24 protein-coding genes are annotated in these 22,813 nt (G+C 65.8%); 13 read left to right on the forward strand and 11 right to left on the reverse strand.

The genetic code is table 11. The annotated features are described in order from the left end of the window. The first annotated feature begins 105 nt into the window (after window positions 1–105). Genes lgt through ASE49_RS02035 form a run of 3 tightly spaced genes read left to right on the forward strand, consistent with a single transcriptional unit; the run spans window position 106 to window position 2,550 of the window. Window positions 106–1,002, forward strand: coding sequence for a prolipoprotein diacylglyceryl transferase (gene lgt / locus ASE49_RS02025; RefSeq protein ID WP_056768226.1), 897 nt, complete (start codon window positions 106–108; stop codon window positions 1,000–1,002). Between the two features lie 31 nt (window positions 1,003–1,033). Continuing rightward, window positions 1,034–2,056: a class I SAM-dependent methyltransferase gene (locus ASE49_RS02030; protein ID WP_235522785.1), complete on the forward strand. Its 1,023-nt coding sequence runs from the start codon at window positions 1,034–1,036 to the stop codon at window positions 2,054–2,056. Continuing rightward, window positions 2,053–2,550, forward strand: a complete 498-nt coding sequence (locus ASE49_RS02035) for a DUF2306 domain-containing protein (protein ID WP_056768232.1) — start codon at window positions 2,053–2,055, stop codon at window positions 2,548–2,550. The genes ASE49_RS02030 and ASE49_RS02035 overlap by 4 nt, the downstream gene beginning before the upstream one ends. A 25-nt stretch (window positions 2,551–2,575) precedes the next feature. Here the strand turns inward: ASE49_RS02035 and ASE49_RS02040 are convergent, their stop codons facing one another. Further along, the gene (locus ASE49_RS02040) at window positions 2,576–4,348 is read right to left on the reverse strand and encodes a bifunctional metallophosphatase/5'-nucleotidase (protein WP_056768641.1); all 1,773 of its coding nucleotides are present in this window, start codon (window positions 4,346–4,348) and stop codon (window positions 2,576–2,578) included. Between the two features lie 69 nt (window positions 4,349–4,417). Further along, window positions 4,418–4,822 carry a metallopeptidase family protein gene (locus ASE49_RS02045; RefSeq protein WP_056768235.1) on the reverse strand — a complete coding sequence of 135 codons (405 nt, stop codon included), beginning with the start codon at window positions 4,820–4,822 and terminating at the stop codon, window positions 4,418–4,420. A gap of 92 nt (window positions 4,823–4,914) precedes the next feature. Between ASE49_RS02045 and nagZ the strand changes: the two genes are divergently transcribed. The 6 genes from nagZ to tatC all read left to right on the forward strand — a co-directional run bounded on the left by nagZ (window position 4,915) and on the right by tatC (window position 9,050). Further along, window positions 4,915–5,922: a beta-N-acetylhexosaminidase gene (gene nagZ / locus ASE49_RS02050; protein ID WP_056768237.1), complete on the forward strand. Its 1,008-nt coding sequence runs from the start codon at window positions 4,915–4,917 to the stop codon at window positions 5,920–5,922. A gap of 2 nt (window positions 5,923–5,924) precedes the next feature. After that, complete coding sequence (locus ASE49_RS02055) at window positions 5,925–6,716, forward strand: segregation and condensation protein A (RefSeq protein WP_056768239.1); 792 nt, start codon at window positions 5,925–5,927, stop codon at window positions 6,714–6,716. After that, entirely contained in the window at window positions 6,713–7,303 is a 591-nt protein-coding gene (scpB, locus tag ASE49_RS02060) for an SMC-Scp complex subunit ScpB (RefSeq protein ID WP_056768248.1), read from the forward strand. Before ASE49_RS02055 ends, scpB begins: the two co-directional genes overlap by 4 nt. Before the next feature lie 110 nt (window positions 7,304–7,413). Further along, a complete protein-coding gene (locus tag ASE49_RS02065; RefSeq protein WP_056768250.1) occupies window positions 7,414–7,731 on the forward strand; it encodes a twin-arginine translocase TatA/TatE family subunit in 318 nt (105 codons plus the stop codon). Between the two features lie 20 nt (window positions 7,732–7,751). Next, window positions 7,752–8,198, forward strand: coding sequence for a Sec-independent protein translocase protein TatB (gene tatB / locus ASE49_RS02070; protein ID WP_056768253.1), 447 nt, complete (start codon window positions 7,752–7,754; stop codon window positions 8,196–8,198). A gap of 21 nt (window positions 8,199–8,219) precedes the next feature. Further along, window positions 8,220–9,050, forward strand: a complete 831-nt coding sequence (gene tatC / locus ASE49_RS02075; RefSeq protein ID WP_056768256.1) for a twin-arginine translocase subunit TatC — start codon at window positions 8,220–8,222, stop codon at window positions 9,048–9,050. A 40-nt stretch (window positions 9,051–9,090) separates the two neighbouring features. Here tatC and ASE49_RS02080 read toward each other — a convergent pair whose 3' ends face one another. Continuing rightward, complete coding sequence (locus tag ASE49_RS02080; protein WP_056768258.1) at window positions 9,091–10,806, reverse strand: amidohydrolase; 1,716 nt, start codon at window positions 10,804–10,806, stop codon at window positions 9,091–9,093. Next, on the reverse strand, window positions 10,806–11,711 hold the full coding sequence (locus ASE49_RS02085; RefSeq protein ID WP_056768261.1) for an NAD(P)-dependent oxidoreductase: 906 nt from the start codon (window positions 11,709–11,711) through the stop codon (window positions 10,806–10,808). Before ASE49_RS02085 ends, ASE49_RS02080 begins: the two co-directional genes overlap by 1 nt. Window positions 11,712–11,817: 106 nt before the next feature. On the opposite strand from ASE49_RS02085, the gene ASE49_RS02090 reads away from it, so the two are divergent. Continuing rightward, window positions 11,818–13,077 carry a threonine ammonia-lyase gene (locus ASE49_RS02090; protein ID WP_056768264.1) on the forward strand — a complete coding sequence of 420 codons (1,260 nt, stop codon included), beginning with the start codon at window positions 11,818–11,820 and terminating at the stop codon, window positions 13,075–13,077. 200 nt (window positions 13,078–13,277) lie between these two features. Further along, window positions 13,278–14,111 carry an arginyltransferase gene (locus ASE49_RS02095; protein WP_056768270.1) on the forward strand — a complete coding sequence of 278 codons (834 nt, stop codon included), beginning with the start codon at window positions 13,278–13,280 and terminating at the stop codon, window positions 14,109–14,111. Window positions 14,112–14,133: 22 nt separating this feature from the next. Here the strand turns inward: ASE49_RS02095 and ASE49_RS02100 are convergent, their stop codons facing one another. The 6 genes from ASE49_RS02100 to ASE49_RS02125 all read right to left on the reverse strand — a co-directional run bounded on the left by ASE49_RS02100 (window position 14,134) and on the right by ASE49_RS02125 (window position 19,771). After that, entirely contained in the window at window positions 14,134–14,628 is a 495-nt protein-coding gene (locus tag ASE49_RS02100; RefSeq protein ID WP_082456247.1) for a lysozyme, read from the reverse strand. Between the two features lie 269 nt (window positions 14,629–14,897). After that, window positions 14,898–16,307: a type I glutamate--ammonia ligase gene (gene glnA / locus ASE49_RS02105; protein WP_056768275.1), complete on the reverse strand. Its 1,410-nt coding sequence runs from the start codon at window positions 16,305–16,307 to the stop codon at window positions 14,898–14,900. Window positions 16,308–16,408: 101 nt separating this feature from the next. Next, entirely contained in the window at window positions 16,409–16,747 is a 339-nt protein-coding gene (locus tag ASE49_RS02110; RefSeq protein ID WP_008832116.1) for a P-II family nitrogen regulator, read from the reverse strand. A gap of 289 nt (window positions 16,748–17,036) precedes the next feature. Next, on the reverse strand, window positions 17,037–17,960 hold the full coding sequence (gene argC, locus ASE49_RS02115; protein WP_056768277.1) for an N-acetyl-gamma-glutamyl-phosphate reductase: 924 nt from the start codon (window positions 17,958–17,960) through the stop codon (window positions 17,037–17,039). Further along, on the reverse strand, window positions 17,960–18,259 hold the full coding sequence (locus tag ASE49_RS02120) for a hypothetical protein (RefSeq protein WP_056768642.1): 300 nt from the start codon (window positions 18,257–18,259) through the stop codon (window positions 17,960–17,962). The genes argC and ASE49_RS02120 overlap by 1 nt, the downstream gene beginning before the upstream one ends. A gap of 117 nt (window positions 18,260–18,376) precedes the next feature. After that, window positions 18,377–19,771 carry a leucyl aminopeptidase family protein gene (locus tag ASE49_RS02125; protein WP_056768278.1) on the reverse strand — a complete coding sequence of 465 codons (1,395 nt, stop codon included), beginning with the start codon at window positions 19,769–19,771 and terminating at the stop codon, window positions 18,377–18,379. Window positions 19,772–19,816: 45 nt separating this feature from the next. On the opposite strand from ASE49_RS02125, the gene ASE49_RS02130 reads away from it, so the two are divergent. Continuing rightward, window positions 19,817–20,650, forward strand: coding sequence for a DUF4163 domain-containing protein (locus tag ASE49_RS02130; protein ID WP_235522786.1), 834 nt, complete (start codon window positions 19,817–19,819; stop codon window positions 20,648–20,650). Window positions 20,651–20,687: 37 nt separating this feature from the next. After that, window positions 20,688–21,518: a type I methionyl aminopeptidase gene (map, locus tag ASE49_RS02135; protein ID WP_056768280.1), complete on the forward strand. Its 831-nt coding sequence runs from the start codon at window positions 20,688–20,690 to the stop codon at window positions 21,516–21,518. Between the two features lie 38 nt (window positions 21,519–21,556). Here map and ASE49_RS02140 read toward each other — a convergent pair whose 3' ends face one another. Continuing rightward, entirely contained in the window at window positions 21,557–22,813 is a 1,257-nt protein-coding gene (locus ASE49_RS02140; RefSeq protein WP_056768643.1) for an adenosylmethionine--8-amino-7-oxononanoate transaminase, read from the reverse strand.

A 22,813-nucleotide genomic window follows, 5' to 3' on the forward strand; every position in this document is an offset into this window, starting at 1 on the left:
GGAAGATGAAATGCCTGCTACCATCGCACCCCGGGCTATGCCAGAAGGCCGGCCGACGCAGGCCATGAGGCCCCGCCCGGACATGACATACGCGAGGTCCACGAGTTGTCCCTGACATTGCTTGCCGCCGCTGCGGCGAATGCCCCTGAGCCCATCTACTGGGTCAACCTGGGCCTCAAGAACTATCTGTTCCGCATCGGCACTTTCGAGCTGCGCTGGTATTCGCTGGCGTATCTGGCCGGCATCGTGCTGGGATACTGGCACTTGTCGCGCATGATCAAGGCCCCCGGCGCGCCGATGGCGCAGCGCCATGCCGATGACCTGTTCTTCTACTGCACCATCGGCATCATCCTGGGCGGACGGCTTGGCTACGCCACGTTCTACACCGGAGGCAAATCCGATATTCCCAGCCTTTGGGCGCATCCCACCGAACTGGTGCAGCTGTGGCATGGCGGGATGAGCTTTCATGGCGGGCTGATCGGCGTGCTGCTGGCGCTGGCCTGGGTATCGTGGCGCAACAAGCTGAACCTGCTGCGCGTGGCGGACTATGTGGCGGTATGTGTGCCGTTCGGCATGCTGTTTGGCCGGCTCGCCAACTTCATCAATGGCGAACTGTGGGGCCGGGTGGTGAGCGGGCCGCTGCCGTGGGCCATGGTGTTTCCCGATGCCGGCCCGCTGCCCCGCCATCCCAGCCAGCTTTACGAAGCCGGTCTGGAAGGCCTGGCGATGATCGCGATCATGCTGCCGCTGTTCTGGAAAACGCGGGCGCGGTATCGCCCCGGCCTGCTGGTGGGCGTATTCACCGCCGGTATCGCGCTGGCGCGCTTCACGGTCGAATTCTTCCGTGAACCGGACAAGCAGTTGCAGGAATTCGCCCGCGTCACCGGCCTGTCGATGGGCCAGTGGCTGACGATCCCGCTGATCCTGCTCGGCATTTTGCTGGTGCTCCGCGCGCTGTCGCGCCCGCAGTTGGCGACCCGCCGCCCGATCGAGATCACCTGAGCCGATGGTAGCAGGGGAAACGCTTGCGGACATGTTCCGCAGGCTGATCGCCAACCACGGGCCGATCACGCTGCAGCACTACATGGGCGAATCGAACGCCCGCTACTACGCCGCCAATGACCCGCTGGGCAGCGCGGGCGATTTCGTGACCGCGCCTGAAATCAGCCAGATGTTCGGCGAACTGATCGGCGTGTGGCTGACTGATATGTGGACCCGCGCGGGAAGGCCTGCCGGGGTCCGCTATGTGGAACTGGGTCCGGGGCGCGGCACATTGGCCAGCGATGCCCTGCGGGTGATGCGCCGGCACGGGCTGGAGCCGCCGGTGCACTTCGTGGAAGGCTCCGCCGCGCTGCGCCGTTTGCAGGCCAGCGCGGTGCCCGGCGCGCACTGGCACGACGATCCGGGCAGCTTGCCCGACGACGGTCCCGTGCTGCTGGTGGGCAACGAATTTCTCGATGCGCTGCCGGTGCGCCAGATGGTGAAGACCGCGCAAGGCTGGCGCGAACGTATGGTGGACTGGCAGGACGGCCGTTTCCTGCCGGTGTCGGGAGACCGCCCGATGGATGCCGCCGTGCCGCCGCACTGGCGCGATGCGCCTGACCAGACGGTGATCGAAAGCTGCCCCGCCGCCGCCGCCGTGGTGGACGAGATCGCGCGCCGTCTGGCCCGGCATGGCGGCGCGGGCTTGCTGATCGATTATGGCTATACCGCCGCGCAGACCGGATCGACCCTGCAGGCCGTGCGCGCCCACCAAAAGGTGGATCCGTTCGCCGCGCCGGGCGAGGCGGACCTGACGTGCCTGGTGGACTTTGCCGCAGCCGCTGAGGTGGCCACGGTTGCCGGCGCGCGGCATCTGGGCACCACCGGGCAGGGAGATTTCCTGCGCGCGCTGGGCATCCAGACGCGCGCCGCACAGCTTTCCAATGTTGCACCGCCGCAGTCTTCTGCGATACGTGCAGCAGTGCACAGATTGATCGACGGGGACGAGATGGGGGAATTATTCAAGGTGATGGGCCTGGCTGCGCCGGGCTGGCCCGATGGGGCGGCGTTTTGACGGCGGCCCTGGCGGCGCGCTCCACCGCGCCGGATCGGCTGGAAAAGGCGCTGGGCGTGCTGGCGCTGGTGATGCTGGCCTTCATCGTGGCGGCCTTGTTCAAGGGCATCGCGGACTGGCCGGCCATCCCGTCCGGCATCTGGCTGCACCTCGCTTCGATCATGCTGGCGCTGATCCTTACCCCGGTGCTGCTGTGGCGGCAGCGGGGCACCACCGCGCACCGCACGCTCGGCTATGTGTGGAGCGGGGCGATGTTCCTTACGGCAGTGGACAGCCTTTTCGTCACCACCAGCAATCCAGGGCATTTCAGCCCGATCCACATCCTGTCGGTGATGACCATCGTGCTGGTGCCGGTTCTGGTGCTGGCCGCGCGCAGCCATAACGTGGCCCGGCACCGGCGCACCGTGCGCGGGCTGATTATCGGCGCCCTGCTGATCGCGGGCTTCTTCACCTTTCCGTTCAACCGCCTGCTGGGGCACTGGCTGTTCAGTTGAACCTGCCGCCACCGGCGGCGCGGGACTACTTGTCCAAGCGGACCGAGCGGGTTTCCATCGGCACCTGACGGACCGGCACACTGCCCAGCCACTGCTGGAAGGCTTCGTTGTCCACCATGCCGCGCACCGTATCGGTGCCTTGCTTGAAGATTGTGAAATCATCACCCCCTTCGGCCAGGAAGTTGACCACGGTGACGCGGTAGCGGGCAGCCGGGTCGATCGGCTTGCCATTGAAGGTGAGAGACACCAGCCGCTGGCCCGACGGGCGGCGCATGTCGAAGCTGTAGGTCAGCCCGGCAGACGGGGCCAGCCCCTGCTTCTGGCCGGTATCATCCAGCCCCTGCTCGATCACGGAGCGCAACTGCGCGCCCGTCAGCGTCATGGTCACCAGTTCATTGTTGAACGGCTCCACCGCATAGACCTGCCCGAAGGTGACGACCCCGCCCGGACCCGGATCGACCGTGGTGCGGATGCCGAACGGATTGGTGAAGGCGATCTGCGCGCCCGCATCACGGCTGGCGGCGAGCTGCGAATCGGCAATGAGATTGCCCAGCGTACCGCCCGTCTCGACCACGCCCTCAACCTTGGCGACCGCGCCCGACAGCCTGCCTACGGGCCGGGAAATCAGCCCCTGCGCATCCTGTACGTACCGCCCGACATAGGCGGCGATGTCGGCTCGCGGCTGGAATTGCGTATACAGGGGCGTGTTGGGCGCATCGCCGCGCGCACTGGTGTAACCGGGTGACTGGACGATGACGTTGTGCGCGCGCTTGGCGATGACCTTGTGAGTTGCGGGATCAATGGTCAGCGTGATGTCGGTCACCAGTTTGCCATATACGCCCGCGCTGGTCAGCAGGATCGGCGTGCCATCGCCGCTGCGGCCATAGTGGCACACGTATTGCCAGTGGGTGTGGCCGGAAACGACCAGATCGACGCCGGGGTTCAGCCGGTCAAGGATAGGCTTGATGTCGCCGGTCAGTGCATCGCACGTATCGGGATCGCCTTCGGTGGTCTTGCCGCCCTGGTGGATCAGCACCACCACTGCATCGGCGCCCTGTGCCTTGAGCAGGGGGATCGCCTTGTTGATCGCGTCGGCCTCGTCCCCGAACGTCAGCCCCGTGAGCTGCTTTGGCGAGACGAGTGACGGCACGGTCTTGAGGGACAGGCCGACAAAGCCCACCGTCACCTTGCGCGCGCCTTGCCCGAAGGTCTTGAGCCCGGTAGCCGGGAACAGCGTAGTGCCGTCCGGGCCAAAGGTGCTGGCGGACAGGTATTTGTACGTCGCGCCTTTGAACGATTCCACCGTGCAGGGCGCAAGCCGGGTATTCTTCTCGCAGCCGCCGTTCTGCAGGCGCAGCAGTTCCTTGGGGCCGCGATCGAATTCGTGGTTGCCCACCGCGTTGAATTCCAGTCCGATGCGGTTCATCACGCCTACCGCCGGCTCGTCCAGATGCAGCGAGGAGGCCAGCTGCGAGGCGCTGGTCAGGTCGCCAGCAGCCACCACGACATGGTTGGGATGCTCGGCCTTCAGCGCGTCCACCGCCGAGGCCAGCCATGCCGCGCCGCCGGCGGGCACCGCCACCGCCTTGCCGTCCGGCCCCGGCGCCATGACGGCGGCCTTGGGCGGTTCGAGCGCGCCGTGGAAATCGTTGATCGCGATGATCCCCACCTCGACCGGCCCACCCGCGCTCGCGGCGACAGGGGCCGCTGCGTGGTGCCCTGTCGGCTGCGTGGCGCAAGCGGCGAGCAGGGCGGCAAAGGTAAGGGGGGCAGCGAGTCGAACCGGGTTGCGCGTCATCATGGTGGCGGCTCTATCGCATCGCACGATGACGAACCAAGGACGTTTTTTGTGAGGCCTTTGGCGGGGTTACGCGTCCGGCTGATCTTCCAGCCCATGCATCTGCGCGTCCGACAGGCCGAAGTGGTGGCCCACCTCGTGCACGATCACGTGCGTCACCAGATCCTCCAGCAAAACGCCGGTTTCGCACCATTCGGCCAGCAGCGGCTGGCGGTACAATGTGATGCGAGGCGGCAGTTCGCCCGAAATCCACTGCGAGCCTGTGTCCATCGAGCGACCGTGATACAGCCCGGTAAGCGCCCATGCGTCGGCGATCCCCAGTGCATCCAGCGTTTCGGCATCGGCGAACTCCTCGACATGCACGGTAATGCCATCGAGGTGCGGCGCGAACGGTTCGGGGATGCGCGCGAAGGCCGCGTGGGCCAGCGCCTCGAAATCCGCAGGCGACGGGGGCGTTGCGAAGGAGCGTGTCATGACCGCCTTGTGCCACCTTTCGTGCCCGCCATCCACATGCTGATGGGCGCACTTCCTTGCGCGACCTTCCCGTTTCTGCGACCAAATGGGCCATGGTTCCGGCGATATTCGGCCTCAGCGGCCTCACCCTGACGCATGACGAGCGCGCGTTCTTCCGCGATGCCGATCCGGCGGGGTACATCCTGTTCGGTCGCAACGTGCAATCGCGCGAGCAGGTCCGCGCGCTGACCGATGACCTGCGCGCACTGCAAGGTCGGGACCGGCTGTTCGTGTGCATCGATCAGGAAGGTGGCCGCGTGGCGCGGATGAAGCCGCCGGTATGGAACGCCTATCCCGCCGGGGAGGCGTTCGACCGGCTGTATGATCTGGCCCCCGCCACCGCGATCGAGGCCGCGCGCCTCAATGCGCAGGCGCTGGGGCTGGACCTTGCCGAAGTGGGTATTACGGTGGATTGCCACCCCTCGCTGGACGTGCGCCAGCCCGGCGCGCATGACGTTATCGGCGACCGGGCGCTGGGCGCGGAACCGATGCGGGTGGCGGCGCTGGGCCGCGCGATCCTTGACGGTCTTGGCCGCGCCGGAGTGGCCGGCTGCATCAAGCACATCCCCGGCCACGGGCGCGCGCTGGCCGACAGTCACAAGGAACTGCCCACCGTCACCGCCTCGGCGCAGGATCTGGAAACCGACCTGGCGCCGTTCCGCACCCTGGCGCACGCGCCCATCGGGATGACCGCGCATGTGCGCTATACCGCCTGGGACGCGGATAACCCGGGCACGTTGTCGCCCATCGTGGTGGGCGACGTGATCCGCCAGCGCATCGGTTTTTCCGGGCTGCTGCTGACCGACGATCTGGATATGGAGGCGCTGTCTGGCACCGTGCCAGAGCGCGCCGCGCGCGCGATCGCGGCCGGTTGCGACATCGCGCTGAACTGCTGGGCCCGTATGGATGACATGATCGGCATCGCCGCCGCCGTGCCGCAGATCGGCGCCGACGCCGCCGCACGGCTGGAGCGGGCGCTCGACCTGCCACTGGTAACGCCCGTGGATCAGGCAGCGGTGCTGGCCAGGCGTGATGCGCTGCTTGCGCTGCAGGCCGCCTGATCGTGGCCACGCTGTTCGACGGTGCCGGCTGGGACGGCGAGGACCGCACCGAGGCGAGCGACGACAAGCTGTATCTCGATATAGACGGCTGGGAAGGCCCGCTGGACCTGCTGCTGGATCTGGCGCGGCGGCAGAAAGTGGACTTGCGGGGTATTTCAATCCTCGAACTGGTCGATGCGTACCTGACGTATATCGAAGAGGCCAAGTCGCTGCGGCTGGAACTGGCGGCGGACTATCTGGTGATGGCGGCATGGCTGGCATACCTCAAGTCCGCGCTGCTGCTGCCGCGTGACGAGGCGGAAGATCCCAGTCCCGAGGAACTGGCGCTGCGCCTGCAATTGCGGCTTCAGCGGCTGGGCGCGATGCGTGAGGCCGCAGCCCGGCTGATGGCGCGTGACCGATTGGGCCGGGATGTGTTTGTGCGCGGCGCACCGGAAGGGTTGCGCGTCGATCGCAAATCCGCCTGGCAGTGCTCGTGGCTCGATCTGGTGCGCGCCTATGGCGACATCAAGGTCCGTTCGCAGCCGGCCGTGCACAGGGTGCGCGAACGCATGGTGATGACGCTGGACAGCGCGATCGCGCGGGTTTCTGCCATGCTGGGTATTGCGATCGACTGGATGGAACTTCGCGAGTTTCTGCCGCCGGCGCACGATGCCTGGGCCAACCCGCAATTGCGCCGCTCCGCGCTGGCGTCCAGCTTCGTGGCAGCGCTGGAACTGGCGCGCACCGGCAAGCTGGAACTGGCGCAGGACGAAACCTTCGGGCCGCTGCGCCTGCGGGCCGCGCCGCGATGACCGAACCTGACGAGATCGTGCGGGCCGTGGAGGCGACGGTGTTCGCCGCCCACGAGCCGCTGACACCCGCGCAGATCGGCGTTCATCTCGGGCTGGGCGACAAGGCCGGCGCGGTGGATCGCGCGCTGGCGGACTTGCAGGCGCATTACGGCGCGCGCGGCGTCCATCTGGTCGAGCGCGGTGGACGCTGGCATTTCGAAACCGCCGCTGATCTTGCGCACCTGCTGCGCCGCGAAAAGGAGGACGTGCGCCGCTTGAGCCGCGCGGCCACCGAAGTGCTGGCGATCGTGGCGTATCACGAGCCCGTCAGCCGGGCCGAGATCGAAGCCATTCGCGGCGTGCAGACCGCCAAAGGCACGCTGGACGTGCTGATGGAAGCGGGCTGGGTGCGCGTGGCCGGGCGGCGCGAAGTGCCGGGGCGCCCGGTGATTTACGCGACCACGCCGGTGTTTCTCGATCACTTCGGTCTCGGATCCCTGAAGGAACTTCCGGGCCTGGACGAACTTCGCGCGGCGGGCCTTCTGGACCCTGTGGACGACGATCTGATCGGCGACACACTGGCGGGGCAAAAGCGCGTATCTGACTGACCTGCGACCATGACGGGACAGAATCATGACGCGCTGGTAACTTGCCGTCAAAGTGCCTAGATGGACCGATCAACGGCTGGACTCAGCCGCAGATTTTTGGAGTTGAGGTTATGGGTAGCTTCTCGATCTGGCATTGGCTGATCGTTCTGGTGATCGTGCTCGTGCTGTTCGGACGCGGCCGCGTGTCGGAAATCATGGGTGATTTCGGCAAGGGCATCAAAAGCTTCAAGGACGGCATGAACGAGGAAGAGGCCAAGAAGGCCGCCGCCGCATCCACGCCGCCGCCGCCGCCCGCGCAGATCGCCACCACCCCTGTCGATGTCGTGCCGCCAGCGTCCGTTACCACCCCGCCGCCGCCCGCCGCCACACCAGTGCCGCACGTGGCCCCGACCCCGGCTCCGGGCGAAACCAAAACCGAGCAGCTTTGAGCGGATCGGTCTGAAACGCCATGTTCGATATCGGCGCGTCCGAACTGCTGCTGATCGTCATCGTGGCGGTTGTCGTGATCGGTCCCAAGGATATGCCGATGGCGCTGCGCACCGCCGGTCGGTGGATCGGCCGCATGCGCAAGATGTCCAACCATTTCCGTGCCGGGATCGACGCCATGGTGCGCGAGGCCGAGCTTGAGGAAATGGAACGCAAGTGGCGTGAGCAGAACGAGGCGATCATGAAAGCGAGCCCGCAACTGCCCACCCTGCATCCCACGGCGGACGACATGCAACCGCCGGTCAACGCATTGCCGCAACCCGGCGCATCAGTTCCTGAGGAGCCGTCCGCATACGTTCAGACGCAATCGCAGACACCATCAAGCGATGGCGAACGATCATCGCCGCCGCCAGAGGCTGAACGGGATATCCGGCAGACCGAACTTCACCTGCCGCCACCCCCGCCCTGATCCGGTAGCGCGAGCCCGTCCATGCCCCCATTCCGCATTTCCGATATCGACGAGACACAATCGCCGCTGCTCGAACATCTGGTCGAGCTGCGCGCGCGGCTGGTGCGCGCTTTTCTGGCGTTTGGCGTGGCGTTCGCGGTATGCTTCTACTTCGCTGGCGATATCTTCTCGTTTCTGGTGCGCCCGCTCACCGAAGCGTTTCCGCCAGGGCAAGGCCGGCTGATCTACACCAAGCTGTACGAGGCGTTCTTCGTCGAGGTGAAGATCGCGATGTTCGCAGCGTTCTTCGTCAGCTTCCCGGTGATTGCCAACCAGATTTGGCTGTTCGTTGCGCCCGGTCTGTATGCCAAGGAAAAGAAGGCGTTCCTGCCATTCCTGATCGCAACCCCGATCCTGTTCACGATGGGCGCGGCGCTGGCGTATTACGTGGTCATGCCCACCGCGTTCCACTTTTTCCTGGGTTTCCAGGGCCCCAAGGGTGGCCTCAAGCTGGAGGCGCTGCCGGGAACCGGGGACTACCTGGCGCTGGTGATGCAGTTCATCCTGGCGTTCGGGATCAGCTTCCTGTTGCCGGTGCTGCTGATGTTGCTCAACCGCGCCGGCATCGTCACCCGCGCCCAGTGCGTGAACGCGCGCCGTTATGCGATCGTGGGCATCTTCATCATCGCCGCCGTGGCCACCCCGCCGGACGTCGTCTCGCAGCTGTTGCTGGCGGTGCCGCTGCTGCTGCTGTTCGAAGGCACGCTGCTGCTGATGTGGTTCACCGAAAAGCGCGATGCCAAAGCCCGTGCGGCCGAGGAAAAGGCGATCGCCGAAAACGCCGAGGCAGCGGGCAAGGCCGTGGCGGAGTAAGCCCCGGCGGGCAGCCCGTCCGCTTCCGCGTCCGCCTGCTTTACCGTCCGTTCGTTGTATTGGACATTTCGCGGCGCACGCCCGCCTTGCCGCCATCCTGCGCAGCGGACCATGCCAGCTTGCCGCCGATCCACGTTTCCAGCACGCGCGTGGCGCGCAGTTGATCGGGCGTGGCCAGCATTGGGTCGACATCGACGAACAGGAAGTCCGCGCGGTATCCCGGCGCGATGCGGCCCAGCCGGTCTTCAGCGAACATCGCGTATGCCGCGCCGCTGGTGTAGGCGGACAGCGCAGCTTCGCGGGTCAGCACTTCCTGTGGCTGCCAGCCGCCGAACGGCTGTCCATCCGCGCCGGTGCGGGTGATCGCGATGGCCAGCCCCTCGAACGGGCGCGGCGGCTCTACCGGGGTGTCGGAGCCGAACGCCAGCTTCGCGCCGGTGGCGGCGATGGACTTCCACGCATAGGCGCCGGCCAGCCGCTGCGGACCCAGCCGCGCCTCCGCCATCCCCCGGTCAGAGGCTTCGTGCTGCGGCTGCATCGAGGCGACGACCCCGTAACTGGCGAAGCGCGGAATGTCCGCGGGATCGACCACTTGCGCGTGTTCGATGCGCCAGCGCCGGTCACCCTTGTAGGTCTGCGACAGTTCCGCGATCGAATCGAGCAGCGTGGCGTTGGCCTTGTCGCCGATCGCATGCACGGCTATCTGAAAACCGTCGATCGCGGCGCGGCTCATCAGGTTGCCCAGCTGCGTCTCGTTCATCTGCGGCAGGCCGGTGGTCTTGGGATCGTCGGCATACGGCGCCTTCAGCCACGCCCCGCGCGAGCCGAGCGCGCCATCGAGGTACAGTTTCACCCCGTTCATCTTCAGCTTGTCGTCATAGAGCCACTGGGTGGGGCCAGGCCCGCCGATAAGGGTCATCGCATCGACCCCGCCGGCGTAGGCAACGATACGCATGCGCAAGTCGCCCTTGTCGGCAGCGCGGCGATAGGTCTGCCAGTCCTCGATGGTGGTGCCCATGTCGGCCACGGCGGTGACGCCGGCGGCCAGGAACTGCAGCTGCGCTTCACCCAGTGCAGTGTCGCGGTCCTCGGGGCGGGGCTTGGGCGCCTTGGCCTCGACCAGCGCGGCGGCGGCATCGATCAGCACGCCGGCTGGAGCCTTGGTGCCGGCCACCCGCAGGATTTCCCCGCCGGCAGGATCGCGCGTCGCGGCGGTCACCCCGGCGGCGGCGAGCGCGGCGGAGTTTGCCCAGCCGGCATGACCATCCACGCGCATCAGCCACGCCGGCTTGCCGCCAGTCGCCTGATCCAGTTCCGCTGCGGTGGGCATCCGGTCCAGCCCCCATTGCGCCTGGTTCCAGCCGCCGCCCAGCAGCCACGGCGCTTCGGGATGCGCAGCAGCCCAGGCCCGCACGCGCGACAACGCCTCGTCAAGCGAGCGCGCGCTCGACAAGTCCAGCGTCATGCGGGCAAAGCCGGTCTCTACCACGTGGGCGTGCGCGTCGATCATGCCGGGCACCACCACCCGGCCTTTGCCATCCACCTGGTAGTCCACTTTCTTCGGGCGCTTGTCGCCGTGGTGGAACACCTGGGTGATGCGCCCGTCCGGGCCGATCAGGAAGCCTTCGAAATGGGCAACGCCGCCCGCGCCATCGGCGGTGACGCCCTCGACATTGTCAACCAGCACGTCGGCCCGGGCGGGCGCGGACAATGCGGTGCCGGCCAGCAGAAGGGCGGCCGAAAGGAGATGCTTCACTATTTACCCTTTTTCGGCAGGCGCTTGATGATGGCGCTGGTGTCCAGCCGGCCACCGCCCTGCGCCTGAATTTCTGAGAAGAACTGGTCCACCAGCGCTGCGATCGGCAGCGACACGCCCAAGCCCCGGCCTTCTTCCAGGCTCAGGCCCAGGTCCTTGCGCATCCAATCTACCGCCAGGCCGAAATCGAATTCGCCTGCGTCCATCGTTTTCCAGCGGTTGTCCATCTGCCAGGACTGGGCCGCGCCGCCCGAGATCGCCTCGTAGACCTTGCCCATGTCCAGGTGCGATGCCTGCGCGAAGCGCACCGCTTCGGCCAGCGCCGCCACGTTGCCGGCGATGCAGATCTGGTTGGCCATCTTGGCAATCTGGCCCGAGCCGGCCTTGCCGACATGGACGATGCGGCTGGAATAGCCTTCCATGATGGGGCGCGCCGCCTCGATCGCATCGTCTCGCCCGCCGCACATCAGCGTGAGCGTGCCCTTTTCCGCGCCGATCTGCGAGCCGGTCATCGGCGCATCGACGCAATGGATCTTGAGGTCGCGCGCCTCGACCGAGATCTGCCGCGCGATCCGGGCCGACACCGTCGTGTGGTCGATGAAGACGCCGCCCTTCTTGAGCATGCGGAACACCCCGTTGGGCCCCAGCACCACGTCCGCCAGATCGTCGTCGTTGCCGACGCAGGTGATCACCACGTCCGCATCCTGCGCGGCGTGGGCAGGATTGGCGGCGATTCGGTGCGCCAGGCCGGGATTGTCGTCCCGCCACTTGCGCGCGCGTTCGGGCGTGCGGTTGTAGATCGTCAGTTCGTGGCCGCCCTGAGCGATGTGACGGGCGATAGCGCCGCCCATCGTGCCAAGGCCGATCATCGATACTTTCCGCGGAGTGTCGGTCTGCGCGCTCATGCTTGGGCTTCTAGCGGGTTTTGCGTGAAAGCAAACCGCCATCGGCACCGTTGCGTGCGTGACTTTGCTTTCTATCGCAGCCGCTTTGGGGTAGGCGGGCGGACCTATGGACCAGACCTTGCTCAATACCGATACGGGGACCGCCGCAGGCGACGCCCCGCTGACCGCTGCCGACGTTCGCGCCGCTGCGCAGCGCATCGCGGGCAACGTGGTGCGCACCCCCACGCTCTACAGCGCGACGCTGAGCGCGATTACCGGCGCGGACATCTGGCTCAAGTTCGAGAACCTGCAGTTCACCGCCGCCTACAAGGAGCGCGGCGCTCTCAATGCGCTGCTGCAACTGCCTGAAGAGCGCAAGGCGCGCGGCGTAATTGCGGCGTCCGCCGGCAATCATGCGCAAGGGTTGAGCTATCACGGCACCCGCCTTGGCGTGCCGGTCACCATCGTCATGCCCAAGACCACGCCGACGGTGAAGATCATGCAGACCGAAAGCGTGGGCGGCAAAGTTGTGCTCGAAGGCGAGAGCTTTGACGAAGCCTCCGCCCATGCCCTCAAGCTGCAGGTCGAGCGCGGGCTGACGTATGTGCACCCGTTCGACGATCCGCATGTTGCCGCGGGCCAAGGCACCGTGGCGCTCGAAATGCTGGAGGACGTGCCGCAGATCGACACGCTGGTGCTGCCGGTGGGTGGCGGCGGGCTGTCGTCAGGCATGGGCACCATTGCGCGTGACATCAACCCGGACATTCGCCTGATCGCGGTCGAAGCGCAGCTGTACCCCTCGATGTACAACCTGCTCAAGGGCACCAACCTGCCGATCGGCGGCGATACGCTGGCCGAAGGCATCGCGGTGATCGCGCCCGGGCAGATGACGTCCAAGGTGCTGCGCCCGCTGCTGGACGAATTCCTGCTGGTGAGCGAACCGCAGATCGAAAGCGCGCTAGCGCTGCTGCTGCAGATCGAAAAGACGCTGGTGGAAGGGGCTGGGGCGACCGGGCTTGCCGCCGTGCTGGCGAACCGCGAACTGTTCGTGGGGCGCAAGGTCGGGCTGGTGCTGTGCGGGGGCAACATTGACACGCGGCTGCTGGCCAACGTGCTGTTGCGCGATTTGGCGCGGTCGGGCCGTCTGGCGCGGCTGCGCATTGGCCTGCAGGATCGCGCCGGGGCGCTGTTCAAGGTGGCCAAGGTGTTTCACGAGCATAACGTGAACATCATCGAGGTATTCCATCAGCGCATCTTCACCCACCTGCCCGCCAAGGGGCTGGTCACCGAGATCGAGTGCGAGGCGCGAGACCGCGCGCAGCTGCAAGCGCTGGTGGCCGGGCTGCGGCGCGAAGGGTACGAAGTCAAACTGGTGGAAACCGAATAGCGCTGGAGGTAAATCTGCGGTCCCGCAGTCGCCCCGAATTGGCACGCTGCGGGGCCGATACCGCCGGTCCGGCGCGAATTGCAGGCAAGCAGGTGCGATTTCGGCGTTAAAAGACTGGCAACCGTGGTGCCGGGTAGGCATATTCGATGGTGCATCCGGACAACTGGCCGTGACCCGCTAACAGGAAGACCAAACCCGACGTGACGGCCCCGGTTCGATTTCCCCGGTTTTTCGTGACCAGCCCGGCGCCGTGTCCGTATCTGCCCGGCCGCAGCGAACGCAAGGTGTTTACCGAGCTGAAAGGCCCGCACGCGGATTCGCTGAACGATGCGCTCAGCCGGATCGGTTTTCGGCGCAGCCAGACGGTGGCCTATCGCCCTTCGTGCATAGACTGCAACGCCTGCGTTTCGGTGCGCGTCGTCGCGGGGGAATTTGCGCCCTCGCGCACCCAGAAGCGCACCCTCGATGCCCACTCTGATCTTGTCACCACGATCTGCCGCCCCTGGTCCACCAGCGAACAGTTCGATCTGCTGCAGCGCTACCTTGCGGCCCGCCATCCCGAAGGCGGTATGACCACGATGGACGAGGTGGATTTCGCTGACATGGTGGAGCACACGCCGGTCACCAGCTACGTCATCGAATACCGCGAACCGGCCCGTGCGGGCGGAGCGCCGGGCCGTCTGATCGGCGCCTGCCTCACCGATCGGCAGGGCGATGGCTTGTCGATGATCTATTCGTTCTACGATCCCGCCAGCGATCGCAAGGGCCTGGGCAACTACATCATCCTCGATCACATCCGCCGTGCCCACGAAATGGGCCTGGCGTATGTGTATCTGGGCTACTGGGTCGAAGGGTCGGCGCGGATGCAGTACAAGGTGCGGTACCGGCCTATGGACAAGCTGGGCCGTGCCGGCTGGGAACGCATCGATCCGACGGAGCAGGACCGCCTTATCGCAGACGCCTTGGCCAGCCCTCGCCGCCTCGATGATGCAACCGGATCGAAGGACGGGATGCCGTCTGTGAACCTGGGTTAACCGGTTAGCGGCGCGCGCCTCGTCATGGCGTGCCATACAACTGGGCTTCTGCAGCGCGGCGGGCTTTCAGGCCGTTCATCGGCTTGCCGTCGTTATAGATCCATTTTGCGAATTCTTCCTTCGCCCGTGCAAAGCGGCCTTGGTTGTGTAACCGGCCCAGCGTGCAGTTGCGGATCGCCCCGGTATTGTAGTGGAACGAAACCAGCGCATCGAACTGGTTGGGAGTGGTGGGATTGGCGCCTACGAACCGCGCAACCGCGTCCACGAAGCGGCGAATGTCGATAGCGAAGCGGGCGTCGCATTGCGCCTGCGTCCACACGGTGCCTTGGGTGATATCCGGCCCGGTCGAACCCCAACCGATGGTCCAAGGCTTGCCATCGGCGCTGCCGGGGTCGGGGTAGGCGGCGAATGCACCGTTCGCCAGCCTGCGTGCGCAGCCTTCCCACTTCTGGATGATCGCCTTGCCTGCTGCGCCAAGGGCGCGGGCGGGCGGCAGGGTGGCGTCGGGAGCGGACATGCAGCCTCCTTGCAAGAACACAGACGCGCGGATCGCCCCACGGCCTAAGCAGGCGCGGGCGGTCTCGTTTCGTCAATCGGTAGTGATGGCGCGCGCAATGGGTGCGCGCTGCAGATCGGATAATCCGTTTGCGGGTATGTAGGAAAGCCGTTTCTCGCAACGGCGGTACATGCGTTTGCCGCACCTGCCCCGCCACGCACAAAGGAAAGGGCGCCCGGATTGCTCCGGACGCCCCTCTCGGCGAACGTGTCGCCGCCTGATCTATCGGATCAGGCGCTGTAGTACATGTCGAATTCAACAGCCGACGGCGTGGTTTCCCAGCGCAGAACTTCGGGCCACTTGAGTTCGAGGTAGGCTTCGATCTGGTCTTCCGTGAACACGCCGCCTTCCAGCAGGTACGCGTGATCAGCGGTCAGGCTGTCCAGCGCTTCACGCAAGCTGCCGCATACGGTCGGCACTTCGGCCAGTTCGGCCGGCGGCAGATCGTACAGGTTCTTGTCCATGGCTTCGCCCGGATGGATCTTGTTCTTGATCCCATCAAGGCCGGCCATCAGCAGCGCAGCATAGCACAGGTACGGGTTGGCCATCGCGTCGGGGAAACGGAATTCCACGCGCTTGGCCTTTTCACCGGCGCCGTAGGGGATGCGGCAAGAGGCCGAACGGTTGCGGGCCGAATAGGCCAGCAGCACCGGTGCTTCGTAGCCGGGTACCAGGCGCTTGTAGCTGTTGGTGGTCGGGTTGGTGAATGCATTCAGCGACTTGGCGTGCTTGATCACGCCGCCGATGAAGTACAGGCACATGTCCGACAGGCCGGCATAGCCGTTACCCGCGAACAGCGGCTTGCCGCCGTCCCAGATCGAGATGTGCGTGTGCATCCCCGATCCGTTGTCCTTCATGATGGGCTTGGGCATGAACGTGGCGGTCTTGCCATAGGCCTGCGCAACCATGTGCACGACATACTTGTAGATCTGCATGCGATCGGCGGTGGTGACCAGCGTGCCGAACGTCAGGCCCAGTTCGTGCTGCGCGGCAGCCACTTCGTGGTGGTGCTTGTCGCACGGCAGGCCCATTTCGAGCATGGTGGTGACCATTTCGCCGCGGATGTCGACAGCCGAATCGACGGGGGCGACGGGGAAGTAGCCGCCCTTGGCACGCGGGCGGTGACCCAGGTTGCCGGTGTCATACGCCTTGTCGGTGTTGCCCGGCAGTTCGATGTCGTCGATCTTGAAGCCGTTGCCATCGTAGCCGTCGTAGAACTTCACGTCGTCGAACATGAAGAATTCGGCTTCGGGGCCGACGTACACGGTATCGCCGATGCCGGTGGACTTCACGAAGGCTTCGGCGCGCTTGGCGGTGGAGCGCGGATCGCGGGCGTACAGTTCGCCGGTCGAAGGCTCGACGATGTCGCAGAACACGATCAGCATCGGCGTGGCCGAGAACGGATCGGTGTATACCGCGTCAAGATCGGGCTTGAGGATCATGTCCGATTCGTTGATCGCCTTCCAGCCTTCGATCGACGAGCCGTCGAACATCAGGCCGTCTTCCAGCTCGTCTTCGCCCAGCACCGTGGACACCATGGTGAGGTGCTGCCACTTGCCCTTGGGATCGGTGAAGCGCAGATCGACCCACTCGATCTCTTCGTCCTTGATCTTCTTGAGGACGTCCTTTGCACTTGCCATTGTATTGGTTCTCCAGCGTTTCTTTCCCGTCAGGCGGAAAAGGATAGGGTGGTGATGGTGCGGATTTGCGCCGGCGCCCCCGCCCGCGCAGGCCGTATGCGTTACAGTGCGTCGTCGTCGCGTTCGCCGGTGCGTATCCGCACGGCGGTTTCCACGGGAACGACGAAGATCTTGCCGTCGCCAATGCGTCCGGTCTGCGCGGCGTCCGCGATGGCTTCCACCACCCGCTCGGCCAGCGCATCGGGAACGACGACTTCGAGCTTAACCTTGGGCAGGAAATCGACGACGTATTCGGCCCCGCGATACAATTCGGTGTGGCCCTTCTGGCGGCCGAAACCTTTGGCTTCGGTGACGGTTATCCCCGAAACGCCCACTTCATGGAGCGCTTCCTTCACTTCGTCGAGCTTGAACGGCTTGATGATGGCTTCGATTTTCTTCACGCCTGCCTGGACCCCTGCACTTGCACCCGGACTGTCTTGAAGAGGGAGCCGGTCCGGGAACCAGATGCCTCGCGCGCGTTACCCATCAAGAATCGTGCCAATACGGCGTGGCCGACGATAGGCGCAGTGTGCGCGTGCGAAAAGACTGCATTTGAACCATTTGCCCCGTCAGCTGACAATATGCCGAAAAGTAGCAGGCCGAGTCTCGTAAATATCTGTTCAAGTTTCAGGCATTGGGTGCCCGAAAATTGTGCATGGGCAAAATTCGGGCTGCGCCGCATCACCGCGATCAGAGCCGCAGCCCGGCCGTTTCGGGCAGGCCCGCCATGATGTTGAGGTTCTGGACAGCGGCGCCGCTGGCCCCCTTGCCAAGATTGTCGAGGATCGCGATCAGCCGGCCTTGCGTACCGTCCTGCGCCGCCAGAACCCGCAGCGTCAGGGTGTCGACGGGGGCCATCGAGGCACGCAGGAGCAGTTCGTCGGGCTGGTCGTCAACGACCTGGACCACGGCGCTGTCCGCGTAGAAATCATGCAACGCCGCGCGCAGTGCCTCGGGCGATCCAGCGTCGGGCATCATCGCCAGGTGCAGCGGCACTTCCACCAGCATCCCGCGATGTGCCGGGACGACCGCGGGGGCGAATACCGGCGCGTGCGCGATTCCGGCATGGGCCTGCATTTCGGGAACGTGCTTGTGCCCAAGCGCCAGACCGTAAGCGCGAAAGGCGATATCCGCGTCCGCCTCGAAACGGGCGATCAGCGCCTTGCCGCCGCCCGAATAGCCGGACACCGCGTGGCACACATAGGGCCAGTCGGCGGGGAGCAGCCCGGCGCGCACCAGCGGGGCAACAAGGCCGATGAAGCCGGTTGGGTAGCACCCCGGATTGCTGACCAGCCGTGCGCCGGCGATCGCTTCGTGGCCGATGACCTCGGGAAAGCCGTAAGTCCAGCCGGGCGCGACCCGGTGGGCGGAAGAGGCGTCGATCACGCGGGTGCGGGGGTTGCGGATCATGCCGACGGCGGCCTTGGCGGCGTCGTCAGGCAAGCACAGGATCACGAAATCCGCATCGTTCAGGGCCTGCGCGCGGGCGGCGTCGTCCTTGCGCCGTGCTTCGTCGAGCACCACCAGATTGAATTCGGGGCGACCGGCCAGCCGGTCAGCGATCTCCAGGCCGGTGGTTCCCGCCGCGCCATCGATGAACACGCTCAAGGTCATCAACGGTCCCCTTCAAGCTGATCGAGCGCGACGTAGCCGACCACGCCGTCGTCTCCAAGCTGGCCCCAAGCCCACGCGCCCGCGATATCCAGCACGTTGAAGGTCGCACCGTCCGGCAGGTTCGCGATCACGTCCGCACCCTTGTGTCCGTTCGCCAGCAGCACCGCACCGTCACGCACGACGTGTGGCATCGGCACCGCATAGTGCGGCACGAAATAGCGCCCGGCCAGCTTGATGTGTGCCAAGTCGCCGCGCACCGGAAGGCAGCCGGGGTCCGCGCTCCCGCTGGGCCCGGTCATGGCCAGCGTGCCATCCGTCAGGGGAGGGCTGGTGTACGAATCCACTAAGGCCAACGCGGGTGCTTCTCCAAAGGCAAGGATGGGCGCGCCTAGCGGATGCACGGCGCGTTCGCAAGTTCAGCCATATCGCGCCTGCAGCATATGCCATGCCGCGCGCAGACCCAGGGCCTCGCCGCCCTTGGGCCGGCCCGACTTGGCCACCGGGCGCCAGGCGAAGGTGTCGAAGTGCGCCCAGTCTACGTTCTTGGGTACGAAGCGATCCAAGAACAGCGCTGCCGTGCTGGCGCCGGCAAAGCCGCTGGAGCCGGCGTTGTTGATGTCCGCGATGTCGGACTTCAGATATTCACGGTACCCTTCGAACAGCGGCAGGCGCCAGCACGGATCGTCATGCGCCTGGCCGGCTGCGATCAGCGCCTGCGCGGTGGCATCCTCACGCGTGAACAGGGCGGGCAGGTCCGGCCCCACCGCCACGCGCGCGGCGCCGGTAAGCGTTGCGAAATCGAGGATGAATTCCGGCTTGTCCTCTCCGGCGCGGGTCAGCGCATCGCCCAATATCAGGCGCCCTTCCGCATCGGTGTTGCCTATTTCCACCGAGATTCCGGCGCGGCTGTGCAGCACATCACCGGGGCGAAAGGCGTTGCCCGAGATGGCATTTTCCACCGCCGGTATCAGCAGGTGCAAACGCACGGGCAGGTTGGCGGCCATGATCAGGCGCGCCAGGGCAAGGGCGTGCGCGGCGCCGCCCATGTCCTTTTTCATCAGCAGCATCCCCGCGCCCGGCTTGATGTCCAGCCCGCCGGAATCGAAGCATACGCCCTTGCCCACCACGGCGATGCGCGGGTGCGCCGGGTTGCCCCATTCCAGCTCGATCAGACGGGGCGCGTGCGCCCGCCCGGCAGCGCGGCCAACCGCGTGGATCATCGGAAATTCGCGCTCCAGCATGTCGCCGCGCGTGACCCGGATTTCGGCGCGGAAGGCCTTGTGCAGCGCCTCGGCCTCGGCCTCCAGCTGCGCCGGGCCCATGTCCTCTGCCGGGGTGTTGACCAGATCGCGCACTAGCATCACCGCTTCGGCTTCGGCGATGAGCGCGTCGATCTGCGCCGGCTCGCCGGTCAGCAGCACGCGCGGCCCATCCTCGTCGCTCTCGGTCTTGTAGCGTTCGAACGCATATTGCCCGGTGATCCAGCCGAACGCCGCGGCGCCGGGCACGCCGCCGGCCCGCCGATAGGTGCCGGCGGGGAGCTTTTCAGCCAGCTTGGCCATGCACCATGCGCCCAGCGATGCGGCATCGGCCACGCCTGCCACCACCGCCCAGCCGTCACCATCCGGCACAATCGCGTATTCGCCCGCCGCGCCGGTGAACCGGTTGGCATCCAGCGCCGCGCGCTGTGGCGCCGACAGGGTGGTGCGGAATTTTTGCAGCCCTTGCGCGGTGTCGCTTTTGTCCACGAGGTGGATGGCGATGGCCTTCTGGCCGCGGTCTGGCTGGATCAATGCGTTCTTGTCGCTCATGCCCTGATTCTCTAGCCTTGTCCCAAGGCCAAGAGCGAGAGGAAAATGCATATGCGGTATGGCGGCACGATTGCGGTTCTGGCGCTGGCCTTGGGCGCATGCGGCGGGTCCAAGGACACAACGACGCAGGCGAGCGCCTCTGCGCCGCGCAGTGACGATGCGCCATCGCTATCTTCCACCCAGGCCCCGCCGCCCGCACCGCCCGCCAAGGCGCGCACCGAAAAGCAGGAAAACGCGCTGTACGAGTTCGGCTATGCCTATCCGGCCGCCGTCTCGGCCATCGCGCCGCTGCGCAAGATTTTCGACGACCGGCTGGACCAATCCCGAACGCAGCTGATCGCCGACGCGCGTGAGGGCAAGGCGGATGCCGACAAGGACCAGTATCCCTATCACCCGTTCTCACGCGATACGACCTGGAAGGTCGTGGCCGATCTGCCGCAATGGCTATCGCTCTCTGCCGAGTTCTACGAATATTCCAACGGCGCGCACGGCAACAGCGGGTTCGATACGCTGCTGTGGGATCGCCGGGCGCAAACCGCACGCCAGCCGCTGGATATGTTCGTCGGCAAGGATATGTTGCGGTCGGCGATCCAGGGGCCGTTCTGCGATGCGCTGGACAAGGAGCGGGCGAAAAAACGTGGCGAGCCGGTCACCCGTGGCAGCGCCGACATGTTCTCCGACTGCATCGACCCCACCGCGCAGACCCTGATTCTGGGCTCGTCCAACGGGCAGACGTTCGATCGGATCGGCCTGCTCGTCGCGCCATACGAAGCGGGCCCTTATGCGGAAGGCAGCTATGAGGTGACGCTGCCGGTCACGGGCAAGGTCATGGCCGCGCTGAAACCGCAATATCGCAGCGCCTTTTCGATCAAACCCTGATCTCGCAATTTTGCGTCAGGCGCGCTATGTACCGTGAATGACGGAATATCAGATCGTAGAGCCGGGCCAGGATGACCTCCTTCGTGACGGCACCATCAAGCTGCACGGCCCTGACGGTTTTGCCGGTATGCGCCGCGCCGGACGCCTCGCCGCGCAGATCCTGGACGAGATCGCGCCGCTGGTGCAGCCCGGTGTTACCACGGCGTTCATCGACGACAAGGTGCGCGAACTCACGCTGGATGGCGGCGCGGTGCCTGCAACGCTCGGCTATCGCGGCTATGCGCATTCGTGCTGCATTTCGATCAACCACGTGGTTTGTCACGGCATCCCGTCCGAAAAGACGCTGAAGGACGGCGACATCGTCAATATCGACGTTACCCCGCTGCTTGACGGCTGGCATGGCGATTCCAGCCGGATGTACCTGGTGGGCGATGTGCCACTGAAGGCGCGCCGTCTGGTGGATGTCACATACGAATGCCTGATGATCGGAATCGCGCAGGCCAAGCCGGGTAACCGGGTGGGAGATATCGGCGCGGCGATCCAGGCCTACGCCGAAGCCAATCGTTACGGTGTGGTGCGCGAATTTTGCGGCCACGGCCTTGGCCGCCTGTTCCACGATGCGCCCGAAGTGGTGCACGCGGGCCGCGCCGGGACCGGGCCGGAACTGAAGCCCGGTATGTTCATGACCATCGAGCCGATGATTAACCTGGGCAAGCCGCCGGTAAAAATGCTGGCCGATGGCTGGACCGCCGTGACGCGGGACAAATCGCTTTCGGCGCAGTTCGAACACTCGATCGGCATCACCGAAGACGGCTGCGAGATCTTCACCACCAGCCCGATGGGACGTGACAAGCCACCTTACGTGTGATGGGCGGGTGGGGCCGAGCCGCGCCTGCGCACGCGCCTTCAGAACGAAATTACCGCCTCACCGATGGCGTTCCACACCGCGTCCAGCTGGTCGTCGGTGATGCAGTAGGGCGGCATAACGTAAACGGTGCTGCCCAGTGGGCGTAGCAGCACGTCCCGGTCACGGAAAAACGCCATGAGTTCGGGGGCCAGTCCGTTCATGTAGCCGCTTTCGCCGTTTGAGCGCAGGTCCAGCGCGGCGATCGTGCCCAGGGTGCGGCCGTTGTCGAAATGGCGAAAGCGGCCCAGCTTTTCGACCCACGCCGCTTGCCGGCGCGCCAGGTCCGCCACGCGATCGCGCACCGGTTCCTCGCGCCAGATCGCCAGGTTTGCTGCCGCTGCCGCGCAGGCAATGGGATTGGCTGTGTAGCTGGACGAATGAAAGAACATCCGCGCCCGGTCGGTGGACCAGTGTGCGGCAAAGATCGGCTCGGTCGCCATGGTCACCGCCAGCGGCATGGCGCCGCCGGTCAATCCTTTGGACAGGCACAGGATATCCGGCACCACCTCTGCCTGCTCGCAGGCCAGCAGCGTTCCGGTGCGGCCCCAGCCGGTCATCACTTCATCGGCAATGAACAGCACGCCGTACCGTGCGCAAATCTCGCGCATCGCCTTCAGCGTATCCGCGCCGTAGAACAGCATGCCGCCCGCACCCAGCACCAGCGGCTCAACAATCAGCGCGGCGGCATCGCCCTGACGGCACACCGCCTCCAGCGCATCGAGCGTTGCCTGCTGCGCCCCGGCGGGCGGAAAGGGGATGCGCGCCACGTCGAACAGCAGCGGTTCGTAAGGCCGGTTGAATACCCCGCGCGCGCCGACCGACATCGCCCCGATGGTGTCGCCATGATAGGAATGGTCCATCACCACGATGCGGTGTCGCGCCTCGCCGCGTGCGTGCCAGTAGCCCAGCGCCATCTTCAGCGCGACCTCGACGCTGGTGGACCCGGAATCGGAGAAGAACACCCGCGTCAGTTCAGGTGGCATGATGGCGACCAGCCCGGCGGCAACGTCCTCGGCAGGCTCGTGCGTCCATCCGGCGAAGATCAGCTGGTCCAGCTTTTGCGCCTGCTGCGCAATCGCCGCCATGATGCGCGGATGGCAGTGGCCGTGGGTGGTGACCCACCATGACGAGATCGCGTCGATCACCGTGCGCCCCTCTGCCGTATGCAGCAGCGCTCCTTCGGCATGCGTCACCTTGGGGATCGGCTCACCCAGCCCGTGCTGGGTGAACGGATGCCATACCGGGGAGGCGGGCAG

Source organism: Novosphingobium sp. Leaf2, from assembly GCF_001421325.1.
Classification (GTDB): domain Bacteria; phylum Pseudomonadota; class Alphaproteobacteria; order Sphingomonadales; family Sphingomonadaceae; genus Novosphingobium.